This window comes from Asticcacaulis sp. DW145 (genome assembly GCF_037101385.1).
GTDB classification, from domain to species: Bacteria; Pseudomonadota; Alphaproteobacteria; order Caulobacterales; family Caulobacteraceae; genus Asticcacaulis; species Asticcacaulis currens.
Map to the genome: position 1 here is coordinate 741,334 of NZ_AP029024.1, position 16,742 is coordinate 758,075.

General features: G+C 59.2%; 9 protein-coding genes and 1 tRNA gene. 8 read left to right on the forward strand and 2 right to left on the reverse strand.

What is annotated here, in order from left to right; translation table 11 throughout:
- The first annotated feature begins 53 nt into the window (after positions 1-53).
- The 6 genes from AACH73_RS03440 to AACH73_RS03465 all read left to right on the forward strand — a co-directional run bounded on the left by AACH73_RS03440 (position 54) and on the right by AACH73_RS03465 (position 10,078).
- Positions 54-584 carry a hypothetical protein gene (locus AACH73_RS03440; RefSeq protein ID WP_338735425.1) on the forward strand — a complete coding sequence of 177 codons (531 nt, stop codon included), beginning with the start codon at positions 54-56 and terminating at the stop codon, positions 582-584.
- 17 nt (positions 585-601) lie between these two features.
- A complete protein-coding gene (locus AACH73_RS03445) occupies positions 602-1,597 on the forward strand; it encodes an endonuclease/exonuclease/phosphatase family protein (RefSeq protein WP_338735426.1) in 996 nt (331 codons plus the stop codon).
- A 194-nt stretch (positions 1,598-1,791) separates the two neighbouring features.
- Positions 1,792-3,777: a prolyl oligopeptidase family serine peptidase gene (locus tag AACH73_RS03450; RefSeq protein WP_338735427.1), complete on the forward strand. Its 1,986-nt coding sequence runs from the start codon at positions 1,792-1,794 to the stop codon at positions 3,775-3,777.
- Positions 3,778-3,963: 186 nt separating this feature from the next.
- A complete protein-coding gene (locus tag AACH73_RS03455; protein WP_338735428.1) occupies positions 3,964-6,876 on the forward strand; it encodes a TonB-dependent receptor in 2,913 nt (970 codons plus the stop codon).
- A gap of 273 nt (positions 6,877-7,149) precedes the next feature.
- Positions 7,150-8,220, forward strand: coding sequence for a serine hydrolase domain-containing protein (locus tag AACH73_RS03460; protein WP_272740602.1), 1,071 nt, complete (start codon positions 7,150-7,152; stop codon positions 8,218-8,220).
- 163 nt (positions 8,221-8,383) lie between these two features.
- Entirely contained in the window at positions 8,384-10,078 is a 1,695-nt protein-coding gene (locus tag AACH73_RS03465; protein ID WP_272740601.1) for a hypothetical protein, read from the forward strand.
- Positions 10,079-10,297: 219 nt separating this feature from the next.
- Here AACH73_RS03465 and AACH73_RS03470 read toward each other — a convergent pair.
- Positions 10,298-10,387, reverse strand: a tRNA-Ser gene (locus tag AACH73_RS03470).
- A gap of 368 nt (positions 10,388-10,755) precedes the next feature.
- On the opposite strand from AACH73_RS03470, the gene AACH73_RS03475 reads away from it, so the two are divergent.
- Positions 10,756-11,985, forward strand: a complete 1,230-nt coding sequence (locus tag AACH73_RS03475) for an OmpA family protein (RefSeq protein WP_272740585.1) — start codon at positions 10,756-10,758, stop codon at positions 11,983-11,985.
- Between the two features lie 211 nt (positions 11,986-12,196).
- On the opposite strand, the gene AACH73_RS03480 is transcribed toward AACH73_RS03475, so the two are convergent.
- Positions 12,197-13,822: a glycosyltransferase family 39 protein gene (locus AACH73_RS03480; RefSeq protein ID WP_272740584.1), complete on the reverse strand. Its 1,626-nt coding sequence runs from the start codon at positions 13,820-13,822 to the stop codon at positions 12,197-12,199.
- Between the two features lie 374 nt (positions 13,823-14,196).
- Between AACH73_RS03480 and AACH73_RS03485 the strand changes: the two genes are divergently transcribed.
- Positions 14,197-16,644, forward strand: coding sequence for a TonB-dependent receptor (locus AACH73_RS03485; protein ID WP_272740583.1), 2,448 nt, complete (start codon positions 14,197-14,199; stop codon positions 16,642-16,644).
- Positions 16,645-16,742 lie beyond the last annotated feature (98 nt).

Genomic DNA, 16,742 nt, shown 5'->3' on the forward strand with positions numbered 1-16,742 from the left:
GGAACGAATCGTGGCGCGGCACATGGGTGACAGGGGGCGAGGGAAGGGGTAGGATGAAGCCTGCTGGCGACGACGAATGCGCCATCACGCATCGCAACGGGGGATGTATGCGTAGCGAGGTTCTGGCCGTTTCCTTAATGCTGTGTATCGCACTGTCCGGATGCGCCTCTGTGCCCGTGGCCAGTCATTCGGGCGGGCGCTCGCTGCTGCGCGATGCGCTGAGTGTGCCGGTGGCTGAACTGGAAACCAGGGCCGCCAGCGGCGACGCCCGCGCGCAGTTTTCGACCTCGCTGGTCTATCAGTACGGGCTACAGGGCACGCCCGCCGACCCGGTAAAGGCCACGACCTACCGCCAACAGGCCCTGAGCGCCAAAGGTTACATGCCCATCACGCAATATATAGCCGGGCTCAATGGCAATCTGGGGCGCACAGCCATTATCAATGTGCCGCGTTATGAGGTGACCGCCGGCGAGGCTAGGGCCGCCTATGTCTGCGCGCAGGCGGTGGCGCGCCGCGTTGCACCGGAGGTTGGCGCGACCGCTTGCGGAACGCCCGACGTCTACGCCGAGATGGTATCCTTCTGATCCGGCGAGGAGAGCAGATGGCCCGTCATTTTGAGTTGAGTTGGGCCGATGGTTTCAGCCGCAATACGCGCTTTACGGTCGGGCTGGGGCTGAGTGCGGGGCTGTTGATCGGCCTGATTTCGCTGTGGCCGCATTGGCCCGGCGATATGATCGTACCCTTCCGGTTGCAGCTTGTGGTGCTGGCCGTGGCGGGGCTGCTCATCAGCCTGTGTCTGGCGCGTCGGGCCTTGATGGGTTTTGCCGCTGTCGTGCTGATGCTGCACGCGACCCCTGTGGCCCTGCGGCTGATGCAACGGCCGGTCCTGCCCGCGACGAGCGATGCCGGGCGGCCGCTCAGCCTCGTTTTCAGCAATGTACTGGCCGATAATCGCGACTATGGCCGGGTGATTGCGCTGGCCGAAGGTGAAAATGCCGACCTGTTTGCCGCCGCTGAAACCTCTCCGGCGTGGATAGAGCGGCTGAAGGAACTGCGCGCGACCTATCCTTACAGCTATGCCCCGGAGGCGGGCGTTTTCGGCGTGGCGCTTTATGCCAAGCGCCCCTTCACGCCGACCCTTTATCGCATCGGGCGCTACAATATGACTCTGATGCGCGCCGATTTTGCCGACTATGTGGTTTACGTTGCCCACCCCATGCCACCCGCCAATGCCAGCCTGAGCGAAGATAACCGGCTGTATATTGCGGATCTGGCCCGGCGGGTGGCCTCAGAAACAAAACCGGTTATCGTCACGGGCGATCTCAACGCCACCCTGTGGTCCGGCAGCATGGGACCGCTGATGCGCGCCAGACTGAGCTGGCCAGCGGGATCGGGCCTGCGCCACACCTGGCCGACCGGCCGCGCCCTTCTGGGCATACAGATCGACCATGTGCTGACGAAGGGTCTGCGGGCCGGCCGACTGACGGTTTTGCGCGATGTCGGCTCGGATCATCTGCCGGTGAGGGCGGACCTTGCCTTGCCCGAAAGTCGTGCGAAGTTGACATTTTCAAATAACGCGGTCATTCAAAAAGAATAGCGTCGTTTGAAATCTTTGTTCTCATCTGACCCAGAAGGCAGTGGGTGCAGATATCACTTGCGGATCAAGCAGATGGAGCGGGAAGACTTTTACAACGGTTGCGAATAACGTGCGTTTTTGAGTTGTGCAGCTTGACGGCAAGCCTCAAAAAAGGCTCATTGGATACTTTTCCAAGGGACGTTACGGAGTTTCCCATGACTGGCCTTCCCTTCGCCCGCCGTCGCGCCGGTGCGTTATTCGCCTTTGCGGCAAGTCTGGCGGTTGCCGCTGTCGTTACCCCAGTGATGGCTGCGCCGGTACCTATCGAATCCTTCGCGAAGTTCGAGGCGATCAACAATGTCACCATTTCGCCCGACGGGAAGCACGTCGCGGCGATCGTGTCAGCGCCGAACCAGAAGTGGCCGGTCATTTCGGTGTGGGATGCATCTGATCTGGCCAAGCCGCCGGTGTGGATCCCGTCGGCCACCAATCGCATCACCGGTGTCGGCTTTTTCGGCAATGACAAGATTTTGTTCCGCGCCGAACAGGAGATCACGCGTGGTGATGGCCGTCTGAGCTTTACCGTCAAAACCTATATGGCCGACATCGACGGCAAGAACATCATCGAGCCGTTCAAGACAGGCGGTCGCAGCGAGGCCAATGCGGTCGGTGATGCCGCCTCGGTCTGGCTCAGCAACCTCTATGACGAGGACAAGGTCATTATCCGCAAGCCCGGTGAAGGGGCGTGGGAATATTACGAGCTGAGCCGCAAGACAGGGGCTACGCGCCTTGTCGCCAAGGACAGCGAGAAGTGGGAATTTGTTGCGGCCGGTGTCAACCTCACCACGGCTGAGCCCCTGATCCGTCAGGCGGTCGATGTTCGGGAAGGGGGTAAGTTCTACCTCATCACCCAGATCAAGAATCCGGCCACCGGAGAGTGGGTCGATCACCCGCAACTGGGTTATGTCCTCGAAGAACGGGTCGATCTTGCCATACTGGGTTACGATACGGACACCAACAAGCTGTTTGTGCGCACCAATCGCGGCCGCGACAAGAGCGCTATCTACAGCTACGACATCAAGGCCAAGACCTTCTCTGAAGAGCCGCTCTTTGCCAATGACAAGTACAATATCATGGCCATCGGCCTGAAGCAGAACTATGCGGAGAAGAAGCTCGACTCCGTGTCCGCGATCTATCTGGGTGGCCCGGCGGAAATTCAGGTGTTTCTGGATGAAAAATGGGCTGCCGTGCAAAAGCAGGTCAAGGCGGCCTTCCCAGGCAAAAACGTCACGTTCCGCGTGAATCGCGGCGACGATAAGGCTGTCGTTGCCGTTGATGCGGTCGATTATCCGACCGACTACTATATCTATCAGAACGGTGCCCTGACCAAGATGGGTAACGAGCGGCCCTGGATCGACCCCAAATCCTTGGGTAAGGGGGAGTTCGTTACCTATAAGGCGAGAGACGGACTGGATATTCCGGCGATTGTCACCTATCCGCCGGAATGGACGCCCGCCAAGGGACCTGTGCCGCTCGTGGTTCTGCCGCATGGTGGCCCGTGGGCGCGCGATGAAATGACCTGGGATGGTTCGGGCTGGCCGCAATTCCTGGCGACCCGCGGTATCGCGGTGATTCAGCCGCAGTACCGGGGCTCCGAAGGCTGGGGTGACAAGCTGTGGAAGGCAGGTGACCGCGAGTGGGGTCAGAAGATGTCCGATGACAATGACGACGCGGCCGCCTTTATGGTGACCAAGGGCGTTGCCGATCCCAAGCGGATGGCGATCTTCGGCTATTCCTATGGGGGCTTCGCAGCGATAGCGGCCAGCGTGCGTCCCAACAGCCCATATCGTTGCGCCATTGCCGGCGCCGGGGTTTCCAGTCTGGAGCGGCTCGGCAGTTTCTGGGGCGGCAACCACATACAGCGCGACGTTCAGGGGCATACGGTCAAAGGCATGGACCCGCTGAAAAACGTCGCCAATGCCAATATCCCTATATTGCTCTATCACGGTGACCGTGACCGTCAGGCCGATACGGATCACTCACGCATGTTCTTCAAGGCCATGAAGGCCGCCGGAAAGGATGTCCAATATGTCGAAATCAAGGACATGTGGCACACTCTGCCGTGGCGTCCGGAGTGGCATACCCAAAGCCTGACCCTGATCGAAAACTACCTCAAGTCCGATAAGTGCGGTTTGCTGTGAATCGGTTCTGAGAAAGGGCTTTAGCTTAACCCCGCCACTCTTGGCGGGGTTTTTTGTGTTCGCCCACGGCATAATGTTTCGCTTTAAAGTTTTGCTTTGTTGCGCCTTCTCATAAAAAAACAGCGTTCATTTAAGTGGTCATCTCTACAGGAAACTGGTACGGTTTTAACCGGCGTCCTCTTCGGCGTGGCGGCTGCCAACGCGCAAGACGCTCAGCCTGCAAAGACCGAAGAGCCTGCGGCCGATGAAACGACCGAAGTCGTGATCACCGGATCGCGCATCAAAGGTAAGGAATACACTTCGGCGTCGCCGGTAACGGTGATCACGGCGGAACGTTCCTCGGCCGCCGGCCTGATCTCAGCGACCGAAATTCTGCAAAGCTCGACCACGGCGGCTTCGTCGGGTCAGATCAACAACACCTTTACGGGTTATATCGTCGGTGGCGGCGATGGTATCAACACCATCTCCCTGCGCGGTCTGGGTGCCCAGCGCTCGCTGGTTCTGATCAACGGTCGTCGTATGCCCCCCGCCGGTGTCGGCGGTACGGTCGGTCCGGTCGATCTCAACACCATCCCTTCGGCCTTCGTTTCGCGCTATGAAATCCTGAAGGACGGGGCCTCCTCGATCTACGGTTCTGACGCGGTTGCGGGCGTGGTCAACGTCATCACGCGCTCGAACTTTGAAGGCCTGACCCTTGAGGCCCAGACGAACCGCACGCAGGACGGCGGTGGCGGTACTGCCAACCTCAGCGCCATCTGGGGCAAGTCGTTCGATAAGGGGCACCTGGCCCTGTCGCTCGAAGGTTTCAAGCAGGATGCGCTGACGGTCGGTGATCGTGACGCCTTCCTCTGCCCGCAGGACAACTATTACAAGGCCGACGGTTCGCGCGCCGACCTGATCGACCCGACGACGGGCAATATCAAGTGCTATACCCACGGCATCGAAGGCTATGTCGGCGTTTACGCGCCCTTCGACGCCTTTGGTCTGAGCAGCTATTGGGGCAGCCGCAAGATCTCGCCGGGCAGCACGCCTACGGAAGGCGTCCCCGGCTGGGCCTTTATCCCCTACGCCGAGCGCAGCTTCAACGATCCGAAGTCGCACGACGCCACGATCATATCGCCGGTTAAGCGCCTGTCCTTTTTCATGCAGGGCGAGTATCGTCCGGACTGGCTGGGCGGCGGTGAACTGTATAGCGAACTCATGTTCACCCTGCGTAATTCCGAGCAGGTGGCCTACGCCCAATTCTTCCCTTATGTGCACGAAAAGTCCACCATCAACCCGTTCCGTACCGGTACGGTGCCTATCCGCTCCATCATTCCCAACTATCCGGTCAATGCGACTCTCGCGCAACTCGGCTATCCGGGCATGGGCGCCAACCCGATCAGCCTGTACCGCCAATCTTCCGAGCAGGAAGTACGCACCCTGCGTGCACTGGGCGGGGCCCGCGGTGAATGGAACAGCTGGGCGTGGGACGTTTATCTGTCGCACTCTGTCAGCAACGGCACCTATTCCAACGACGCAATCATTCTGGATCGCCTGAACTGGGGTACCGGTACCGATCAGGACACGCTTGAACTGATGCCGGGCAATGTCTGTGGCACGGGCGCGCCGGCGGGTTGTATCCCGTTCACCGAACTCTTCTCGAAAGCCGGTCTTGAGGACGGTAACTATTCGAAGGCGGTTCGTGACTGGTACTTTACGCGCGACAACGGCTCCACCAAGTATACCCAGACGATCCTCGAAGGCTCTGTCACGGGCGATCTGTTCACACTTCCGGCCGGCCCGGTCGGCAGCGCCTTCGGTGTCAGCTTCCGTCGTGATAAGATCGACGATCAGCCGGGTGAACTGTCGCTGACGAAGAATATCTGGGGCCGCACCACGGCCGGGGTTACCAAGGGCTCTGACACGCTTTCGGAAGTCTATGCCGAATTCGAAGTGCCTCTGGTCAACAATGTCTTCCTCGTGAAGGACCTCAAGCTGAACGCCTCGGGTCGCTACTCGAACTATGACAGCGTCGGTGACGATACGACCTATAAGCTGGGGCTGAACTGGGCTCTGAACGATGTCCTGCGCCTGCGGGCAACCCATGGCACCTCGTTCCGCGCACCGGCGCTTTACGAGCTTTACCTGAAGGACCAGACCGGCTTCCTGCAACAGGCTTCGGTTGATCCGTGTATCAACTACGGTCGGGTCGGTGAAGACGGCGGCTTCGTGCGTAATGACCGCGTCCGCGCCAACTGCGCTGCGGCAGGCCTTCCGGCGGATTTCGCCGGTGGGGGGTCGTCGGCGATCGTGAAGACCGGTGGCGGGCTTGATCTGAAGCCTGAAACCTCGACGGCGACGACCTACGGCATCGTGCTGACGCCGCCGGAAACCGGCTTCCGTCTGGCGGTCGATTTCTGGAAAATCGAAGTTCGCGATCAGATCTCTTCGACGGGTGCGGGTGTTGTCGGGGCGTGCTACAACGCCGTGGACTTCGCGACCAACAAGTTCTGTACGCTGTTCAGCCGCCGCGCCACCGACAAGGGCATCGATGTCATCGACGCCAGCTATCGCAACATCCCGACGGAAACGACCAAGGGTGTGGATATCGTCGCCAGCTATGAAAAGGACTTCAACTTCGGCAACCTGCTGATTGATCTGCAGGCGACCCACACCGAAGAGTATCTCTCGCAGCTCTTCCCCGGCGATGTCGTCTATGACTATCAGGGCATTGCGGGTCAGCCGGCCTGGGTGGGTAACATCCAGACCTCGTTCAAGAAGGACGACTGGCGCGTTGTGTGGACCCTCAACTACACGGGAGACACCGAAAACCTCGGCCGCTTTGGTGAAGAGGGTAAGACGAGCCCCACTTCGATCATCCCGAACGCCAAATATCGCACGGACGTCGAAGCCTTTATCACGCATGATCTGAGCGTGCAGTATCGTGGCAAGGACTGGTACGTGACCGCAGCGGTTTCGAACCTGACCGACGAAAAGCCCACGGTCCTCGGCAATGGCAGCACGATCACCCGTCTGGGTAACTACCCCCTGTCCAGCCAGTATTTCGAAGGCTATCTGGGGCGTCAGTTCTATCTCAAGCTCTCCAAGAGCTTCTGATCCCACCGGGACTAATAAGAGAGAGCGGCAGGCAACTGCCGCTCTTTTTTTGTGAAAAATAGGGGAGGGTAGTGTCTCGCTTCCGCAGTGCCAATGCCTATTTACTTCCGGAATCAGCAGACATTCACGCCCTCTGATGAAAGACGTCTCTAAGTCTAAAAAGGATCGGAGTCTAAAAGGACCATTTTCTAAACCTGAGGCATAGAGATCATCAGGCTTGTGCAGATCAGATAATCTCTGTAGCTGTTGTATATGAAGAATAAAGTTGCTGCGTTGTCAAAACGAACGGTCCTGTGCGGCGCGGTCTCTGCACTGGCGCAGGCCTCTCTGGCGAAAGCCGGATCGGGCGTCACTTTACCGGATATGACCCAGACCTTACGCGAACACCGCGTGGAGAGTGCATCGGTCGCGCTGATCCGGAACGGTCGCATGGTCGCGGCAGAGGCTTGGGGTATGGCGGGACCTGACCGCGCGGCGACCGTTGCCACACGCTACAATCTGGCTTCGCTGACCAAGCCCTTGACCGCAGAGATCATCCTGCGACTCGTATCGGCGGGCAAACTCTCGCTGGATGAACCGATGGATGCGTACTGGAGCGATCCCGATTTGGCGAGTGACCCCCGAAGGAAGAGCCTTACGGTTCGCATGGCGTTGAGTCATCGCACCGGATTACCGAACTGGCGCGATGCCAGGGGCCTTGCCTTTGATCACGACCCGGGGACGACGACCGGTTATTCGGGCGAAGGTTACCAGTATGCGGCACGCTATGCTGAGCATCGCACAGGGCAGTCATTCGAAGCTCTGGCCAAGCGCTGGCTGTTTGTACCTGCCAATATGCGTGCGTCGGGGTATGTATCCACCCAGGGGGTGTCAGGGCTGTTCGCCACGCCTTATGATGACACGGGCAAGACCCTACCGGTTGAACCCGTTACCCATTACAATGCCGCTGATCTGGCCCACGCCACGGCCAGCGACTATGCGCGCTTTCTTATCGCGGTATGGCAAGACAAGGGCCTATCCTCGGGGGTCGCGGCTGAACGCAGCCGGTCTCAGGCGGATCTGTATCCCCAGACGTGTGGTGGCGCGAAAGCGGCCACCTGTCCGCCGTGGATCGGCTTCGGGCTGGGGTGGCAACTCCTCGGGTTTCCCGGCGGTACGACCCTGTTGCATACGGGTAAGGATGCGGGCGCATTCACCTTCGCCGCGATTGATCGTGCCCATGGGGATGGCATAGTCATCCTCACCAACAGCGATAACGGGTGGCGCATTATTCTGCCGCTTCTTGAGCGCACACGCAGCAATCCTGAACTGATCGACTTTCTGCGCGGTCAAATGGACGGATAGACCGTTGGAGATGCCGCATCGTAAGGTCGAAATACGCCTGTTTCAGCACCGGCTGCTGATGGTCAAAACACCACCTTCCGGCTTCCCCGCAGTCGGATTGGGTGGTATTTCTGCACCGATCGGGCGCCCACAGGATGCTCACATGGGAAGTTTCGGCTGAATTATGATGAGTTTGGAAAATACCCCCATCATAGGCATCGACTGGAAGTTCGTTGGCCGGGACTATCTGGGTTTTTTCCCGGAGCATTACCCCGACCTGGCCTTTTTCAAGTCCGATGCCTTTGAGCATCTTCGCGATGAGCTGACCAATGAACTGCCGGAAACCTGCTTCGAGCGGCTGTCGGTGTTTCTGGCCGAGTATGGCTATGAGCTTTGGAATATTGATACCCTAGGCGACGAATACAGGCTTCTGGTCGCGCCCTCCGGGCAGGGAGAGACTGTTTGCCGGGCCGCTCTCAACGGTATAGCGGCCGAATGGGATGACGCGGAGGACATACCAGATTTTGGTTTTGAACGTCTGGCACCCCTCGCCAAATCGATGAAACCCGGACGCAAACAGGCGGTGAAGGCCAAATTGCCGCCCATCGCCACACAAGACGACTGGCATCGAAGCTATGGGGGTGTCTGGAGGCCGGATGTGCGTCAGGTCTTTCTGGATTTCGAAAACGAGGCGGGCGAAGACGTATCGGGGCTGGTCGATTTGCATACCTTCCCCCTGACAGAGGTCGATGCCACGGGCTTTTATGACCTGCAGGCGGCCGGCCATAGTTTTATGCCCCTCTACGGCATCGAAGGTGGTCAGTATTGGGAATGGCAAAAGCCGCAGAAACGTCAGAAGATTTATGACGATTACCGCAGTTGCGTGGCCCTGATCAGCGATTACAACACGCCGATCGTCACCGAAATTCCCGGCAGCGAACGCCGTCACGGCGATAATCTGGGCTTTACCGGCTTCGGTCAGGTATTGTTTCAGAAGGTGCGCGCGGATGAGGCGGCGACGTGGCACAATGCGTCCGCCCTGCGGATCGGCCGCCAGCCCGTAACACCGGAGGCACGGGCGTCCCTGTTACGCTTTGACGGCGCGCAATTCCAACACATTGCCGAGCTCCACGCGCAGGCCCACCTTTTACCGCTCGACGCAGATAAGATCGCCGTTTTCGGCGCGGCCAATCCCGATGAAAGCGGGCACACGGCAGCAGTCAGTTATCATCTTATTGACAGCCGGACGGGGGTGGTAATGGGCAAGGGGCAATTGCCGTTTGCCCAACCAACGACTCTGGAGGGTCTGTTCGTGCTTGGGGGTGACGACATCGTCTATGTCCGCACGACTCAGGCGGCGCATCCCACCCATGCCGCCTTAACTGAGGCCACGGGGTGGCTGGTGCGTTTCAATCTGCGTTCAGGTGCGTGGCAACAGGCGAAACTGGAGGGGTTGCACGACGACTATACGGTCAATATGGCCCTGCTTCGCCATCAGCCGCCCGACAAGCACCGTATCCGCAGTTTTCAGGGAGGGCTGTCCATCGAACGCGGGCATGACGACTGGTGCATCCTCAACTATATCACCTCCTATGCCGGGCGGCACGATCTGGCCTGGTTATGGAACACGGTGGACGATGAGATTGTGCGCTTGCTGCCCGAAGATTTTCCGCGACGTGAGCCGTCTGTTCATTGGAACCCTGCGCTTGGACGCTATGTGGCTGATGAATCCTGCCGCCTGTCTCTGTTGCCGCCTTTCGAGGAACTGCGCCAGCGGCGTGCTTCACACCGATTGGTATGGGGCAATATCGAAGCTCCCAAAACCGTCACCGGCTGGCTGGCCGCCGGTATTCGTAAACTTACAGGTCGTCGTGCGTGACAGGCAGGCCTCAGCCCTTACCTCCGCACAAACGGTCAACCTGACGAAGTGGGTCGAGAGGCTGGGTCGTTTTGATGAGGTGTGTTGCGTAAACAACGCGCTGCCGCTCAATGCGTCCAGCGGCATTCCTCTGAATCCGCCCCAACCAGCGCGGTAAATACCGGTCTTGATCAGAAGGGTGGGCTGCAGAAATAATAAATTCGGGTTTGTAAGTTTTGATGGCGGAGAGGGTGGGATTCGAACCCACGGTAGGCTTGCACCTACGCCGCATTTCGAGTGCGGTACATTCGACCACTCTGCCACCTCTCCGTATATCAAGGTGTATATTTCGTCCGTGGACGTCGCCCTGTGGTCGCGGGCAGGGCCGTTCTCCTACTCACAAGCCGTCCGCAACGCAAGCCCCTTTCCACAGTTCTGCACATTTAATTATTGAAAACTTACGGCCCGAAAGCGACGACGTAGGGCAACTGCGTTCGAAAAATGGCACGACTTCCTGTAGTGTCTTTCGGGTGTCAGTCGTCGTTAAAGACGTATTAATGGGCACATTTTCAACCAAAATGGCATTTTAGGTGCTAGGCAAGATATGTTCCCGCAGTTATGTAGGCGTTTGTAATTACGGTTAGCCCGTCGTGCGTACATTCGGCGGCCTCATCGATGGCCAAGAGAGGGCATTACACATGAAACTCAACTTGCTGGCGGGCGCTGCGCTCGTCGCACTGGCGATGGCGTCTGGCGCCGCCGCTCAGGAAGCCGAAGGCTGGTACGGCGCTGTCGACCTCGGCTACAACACGAAATCCGAATATGGCGCGCGTTCGGCCAACAACATGCCGGACGGTTCGCCGTTCGTCTATGATGTTTCGACGAAGGACGACTGGGCGGGCTTTGCGCGCCTCGGTTACCGCTATAACCCGAACTGGCGCGTGGAATTCGAAGGCGGCTACCGTCCGGGTGACGTCGATGCCGCTCGCGGTTTCGCACGCGTCTATCCGGCGTCTTACGGTGCCGGTTCGGCTCCGGCCGCTACCGCGCTCTGCACGCCGGGCGTGACCCGCACGGCTTCGACCCCCTGTGGCAGCCCGGTGGGTTCGTTTGATCAGACGACCTTCATGGCGAACTTGATCTACGATTTCATTCCGGAATCGAAGTTCCATCCGTTCGTCGGTCTGGGCGTCGGTCTGGACCGCGTGAAGGCTGACTTCACGGGTCAGTATTCGGTCAACCCGACCGGTACCGGTCAGAACCTGACCATCTCGGGTGAAGACACCGTCGCCGCCTATCAGGCGCTGGCCGGTTTTGCCTGGGCTCTGTCGGATCGTCTGAACCTTGACCTTACCTACCGTTACCTGACGACGGAAGATGTCAACTTCGACTCGACCTCGACCACCACGGCGCTGAACCCCGGTTCGTTCTCAGGCAAGTTCAACGACCAAACCGTGACCGTCGGTCTGCGCTGGACGTTCGGTGCGCCTCCGCCCCCGCCGCCCCCGCCGCCTCCGCCTCCCCCCCCGCCGCCTCCGCCTCCCCCGCCTCCGCCGCCGCCTCCGCCGCCGGTTGAAGAAGCGGTGAAGTACGAAGCGCGCGAATTCATCGTGTACTTCGAATTCGATCAGTCCACCCTGACCGCCGACGCGCAAGCGATCGTGCAACAGGCCGCTGATTACGCGAAGGCCGGTAACGCGACCCGCGTGGTTGTCGTTGGTCACGCCGATACCTCGGGTTCGGCTGCCTACAACATCCGCCTGTCGGAACGTCGCGCCAAGACCGTGGCTGACGCTCTGGCCGGTCTCGGCGTGTCGGGTTCGATCCTGGCCGTTGACTGGAAGGGTGAATCGGCTCCGGCAGTCGCCACCGGCGACGGCGTGAAGGAACCGCTGAACCGTCGTTCGACCATCGACATCGCGTTCTAATCGAACGCTGTCGGTATCGACAGACAACAAGAAACCCGGCCTGTTCGCAGGCCGGGTTTTTTTGTGCCTGCGCTGCTGGGATCTGGCGTTTATAGAGGAAGATTGTGAACCGGCGGGCCCATCCCCCTGCTGGATGGGGATGGGGATGGGGTGCAGGGACCTGAGGCCCCTGCGTCTTAATGTCTTGGGATTTAGGCTTCCAAAAACCCGCCTATTGATCGTCGTCAGGTGTATCCAGCGCCGAGCCTATCGGATGACCCGTGACCGGATCACGCGGGGCGCGCTGGAAGCCGTACCCTCGGAACAGGGTGAAATCGCGGGTGCGTTTGTGATCCAGCGCAATTTTGAGAGATTCGCCCGGACCGGTGGCCGCGAAGTCCCGGCGAATATCCGGGATAAAGCCATCGACATAGGAGACGATCAGCACATTTTGGCCGGCTTCGGTCGTCAGAGGCGCTTCGGTTTCCGCCTGTGATTTGGGATGGGCCTCGCGCACCCAGGCCTTAAGCGGCACATCGGGGTTGGCCGCGAACCAGTCCCGACCATAATAGGCCATGGCATTATAGACATTGCGGTTATCGACGGCGATGGCCGTAGGGCGCGCGTCCGTCTGGGCCTTGGCAATAATGGCCTGGGTGAGCGTGTCCCAACCGCGGGCGCGTTTCACCGTATTGCTCAGGCCCAGAGCCTGCGTCAGTTCCGGTGACGCGACTCCCAGCATGAAGACGGCCATAATCGCGACCTGAATCACCACGCCCGCCGCCAGTGCCGGCCGCCACAATGTGTGTGACCGGATAGACACGCTTAAACCGCAGGTCACAAAGGCCGCGACCAGTACGCTGGCCGGCACGTAGGCGGCGGCGGCCCAGTTGGCATTGGCGCGCGACAGCAAGGCCTGAACGCTGACAAAGATCAGAGGGGGCAGGGTGAGGCACGCCAACCCGATCAGATGGTCGCCCTTACTCCCGCTGTTATCGCGCTGCAACAGGCCCGCGCGGGGGCGCACAAGACCGGCGAGGCCAAGCAGCATCAGGACAACCGGCACGGGACCGAAGACGCCCAGTTGATCGCGCCAGAAGGTCAGCAAAGAACCGGGGTTGAACAGCTTGCCCCAGTGCCAGTTGGCATTGTCCGCCGTATGGGACACGGTCTGAAACCCATGCGTGGCGTTCCAGTACAGGTTGGGCGACATCAGCACGATGAAGGCCCCGACAAACAGCGCCAGACTGCGTAGGCTCCAGCTCTTGCGGACCGAGGGCACCCACAGGGCATGACCGGCGGCACCGATCAGGAAGTAGAGGCAGGCATATTTGCTGAGGAAGGCGGCTCCGAAGGCCAGTCCCATGCCCAGTGCGGTCTTCAGACGCGTGTTCTCACCGGAAGTCGTCAGGAAAAGGCTGTAAAAATAGAGAGTTGCCGACAGAAAGAACATCAGCGGGGCATCGGTCGAGATGATGGCCGACGACAGAACCACGCCCGGCATCAGGCTGTATATAATAGCGGCGGTCAGGCCTGTGGCTTCATTAAACAGCCGTTTCCCGGTGCCCCACAGGCACAGGGCGGCCCCTAAATGCAGCAGGGGCGCAAACAACCGCACGAAGGGTTCGGCGCTGGAGGTCAGTGTGGACAGATGGATGAGCCAGGCGATCATCGGGGGCTTGGAATAGTAGCCGAAGTCTAGTTTCCGCGACCACAGCCAGTATTGCGCCTCGTCAGGGTAGAGATTGGTATAGGTGGTAAACAGCAGCCCGACGCGCAGCAGAAACAACAGTCCCAGCCCCCACAGGACGTAGCGCGCAGGGGCGGACAGGGGAGCAGGGGCGGCGGGCTGAGACATGGTGAAACGATCGCTTGCGGGAAGGAGCCTTGTGCGGTGCGCCATGGTTTGAGGTCGTCCTCAAGTCGGGCAGGCAGACGCATCTTCGCTGAATGACACGCCTCCGCGCGACGCGCAAACACGAATGATTACGGACTGTGTCGTAAAAGCGCTTTTCGCTGACATAAACTGTGGCAATTTCAGCGCAGATCGTTCCGCCTGTCACAATTGTCATCAAACCTTCGCACTTTTGGCTCAGAAAGCGGCACAAAAGCGGCTAAAGGTGGAAACCGACCTAAACGTTTAAGTGATGGTGCTTGAAAACGGGCAATGGCGTGATCCGCGCCACGGCGCTGCTTTTCTCTTTTGTAAACCTGGAGAGGGGATACTCCGATATGAAAATGAACAAGTGGATTCTGGCCGGTACGGCCCTGACGGGCGTCTTCGCCGCCCATGGCGCTCTGGCCCAATCGACGGCGACGCAGGAAGTCGAAACCGTCAAGGAAATCGTCGTTAAGGGCTCCAAGCGCGGCGCTGGCCCAATCGACAAGGAAACCGGCACGAAGTCGAAATCGACTATCGGTCAGGACTTCATCTCCACTCAGTCGGCTGGTCAGACGATCGCCGAAACCCTGAACGTCCTGCCGGGCGTCAACTTCACATCTAACGACCCCTATGGTTCGTCGGGTGGCGATATCTTCGTGCGCGGCCTTGACAATTCGCGCGTGTCGCTGACCTTTGACGGTGTTCAACTGAACGACGCCGGTAACTACGCCATCTACACCAATCAGCAGATGGACCCGGAACTGATTTCGTCGGCTTCGGTTCTAACCATGGCGACCGACATCGACTCCATGTCGGCCTCGGCGACCGGTGGTACCGTCAACTACACCACCCGCAAGGCGGCCGATGAGTTCGGCGTCCTGACCAACCTGTCAGTCGGTGACTTCAACTACAAGCGCATCTTCGCTCTGCTGGACACCGGCAAGGTGGGGCCGTGGGGCACCAAGGCTTTCCTTGCCGCTTCCTACCAGAAGTATGACACCTTCACGGATGAGCCGGCCAACCTAGGCGATCCGACGCTGGAAAAGAAGCAGGTCAATTTCAGCATCTATCAGCCGGTTCTCGACAACGGCAGCTATATGAGCCTGTCGGGTCACTACAACGAGAACCGCAACCGCTTCATCTTCAGCCAGAACGAAGCCACGCTGAACGCCAACGGCTTCTACTACAACAGCGCGGGCCCGGCCAACGTCAACCCGTCCAACACGGGTAACCTGCGCTTCAAGTCGAAGTGGAACCTCACCGATAAGCTGACCTTTACGGCGGATGCCAACTATCAGTACGTACTGGCCAACGGTGGCGGTACCTCGACCTTGACGGAAACGACGGGCCGTATTGGTTCGTGGACCAACGCCAACTTCAAGAACTTTGACGCCAATAAAGACGGCGTGATTTCTTCGACGGCGCTCACCATCTACAACCCGAATACGACCCACACCGATCGTATCGGCTTCCAGTCGTCGGCCATCTATCGCTTCAACGATCAGCATACTCTGCGTGTCAACTACTCGGCTGATCGCGGCCGCACGACGCAAACGGGTGAAGGCACCTTCGTCAACGCCGATGGTTCGCCGAAGGATGTGTTTGGTGCCAAAGACGATGCCTCGATCGGTCTCTACGGCCGCGACGGGTCGATGTATCAGCGCCGCGACCGATATTCGAAAGCGAACGTTGACGTTCTGTCGTTCGAATATCGTGGCTCGTTCTTCGACGACAAGCTGTTCGTTACCATCGGTGCTCGCGATCAGCAGATGGTGCGCCACCTGCACCAGAAGTGCTACTCGTCGGTCACGGGTACGGGCTCTTCCTCGCCGTTCTGCACCACCCAAGCGCCTGCCGCGGTTAATGCGGATGGCAGCGTGACCTTCACCGACGTGTCGGGTGCCTTTATCCGTCCGTACAACACCAAGGTGAAGTTTGCCAAGACCCTGCCCAGCTTCGGCGCGACCTACAAGGTCTCCGATCATGGTCAGGTGTTCGTGAGCTACACCGAGAACCTGTCCTCGCCCAAGACCGACCAGTACTATGCGATCACGCTCCTGAACGGCAAGACGCAAGTCGCTAACCCGTTGCCGGAAACCACCAAGGGCATTGAAGGCGGTTACCGCTATAACGCTTCGAACCTGACCGCCAGCTTCGCTGTGTGGACCAAGGACTATAACAACCGCATCGTGTCGTCCTACGACACGGCGACCGACACCTATTTCGACCGCAACGTCGGCAAGGTGAAGATGAACGGTTGGGAAGGCTCGTTTGCTTTCAAGCCGGTCGAAAACCTGTCGCTGCTCGGTGGTGTAACCTATACTGATTCCGAAGTGCAGTCGGACCTGCCGCAAGCCAAGGTCACCGTTGCCAAGGGAACCGATAATGTGGGTGATACCCTCTACATCCCGACCAAGGGCAAGAAGCTGGTTGAAGTGCCGGAATGGATGTTCAACTACGGCGGCACCTACGACATCTCGAAGGAGCTGTCGCTTACCCTGATCGGCAAGTATGTCGGCGAGCGTTTTGTATCTGACGTAAACGACGCCAAGTCGCCGCGCTACACGGTGTGGAATGGTTCGCTGCGCTATTACGTGCCGTTCTTCAAGCAAGGTTCCTTCCTGCAGTTGAACGCCATCAACATGTTTGATGAAAAGTACTACGGTAACCTGACGACCGTCAGCAATACCAAGTTGCTGGCGACTCCGAGCGGCACCACCATCCGCACGGCGCAAACCCCGTCGTACAACGTGGGTGCACCACGCACGGTCATGCTGACCCTCAGCACCAAGTTCTAAGACCGGACACGGTTTGATGAACATGAGCGGCTCTCCGGAAACGGAGGGCCGCTTTTTTTGTGGTGCATTCTGCGACCTGTCGTCGCGGAAAGGCATGG

Coding starts and splice junctions, on each gene's coding strand:
- AACH73_RS03445 (WP_338735426.1), top strand. CDS start 602: ATGGCCCGTCATTTTGAGTTGAGTTGGGCCGATGGTTTCAGCCGCAAT.
- AACH73_RS03480 (WP_272740584.1), bottom strand. CDS start 13,822: ATGTCTCAGCCCGCCGCCCCTGCTCCCCTGTCCGCCCCTGCGCGCTAC.
- AACH73_RS03450 (WP_338735427.1), top strand. CDS start 1,792: ATGACTGGCCTTCCCTTCGCCCGCCGTCGCGCCGGTGCGTTATTCGCC.
- AACH73_RS03440 (WP_338735425.1), top strand. CDS start 54: ATGAAGCCTGCTGGCGACGACGAATGCGCCATCACGCATCGCAACGGG.
- AACH73_RS03485 (WP_272740583.1), top strand. CDS start 14,197: ATGAAAATGAACAAGTGGATTCTGGCCGGTACGGCCCTGACGGGCGTC.
- AACH73_RS03465 (WP_272740601.1), top strand. CDS start 8,384: ATGATGAGTTTGGAAAATACCCCCATCATAGGCATCGACTGGAAGTTC.
- AACH73_RS03475 (WP_272740585.1), top strand. CDS start 10,756: ATGAAACTCAACTTGCTGGCGGGCGCTGCGCTCGTCGCACTGGCGATG.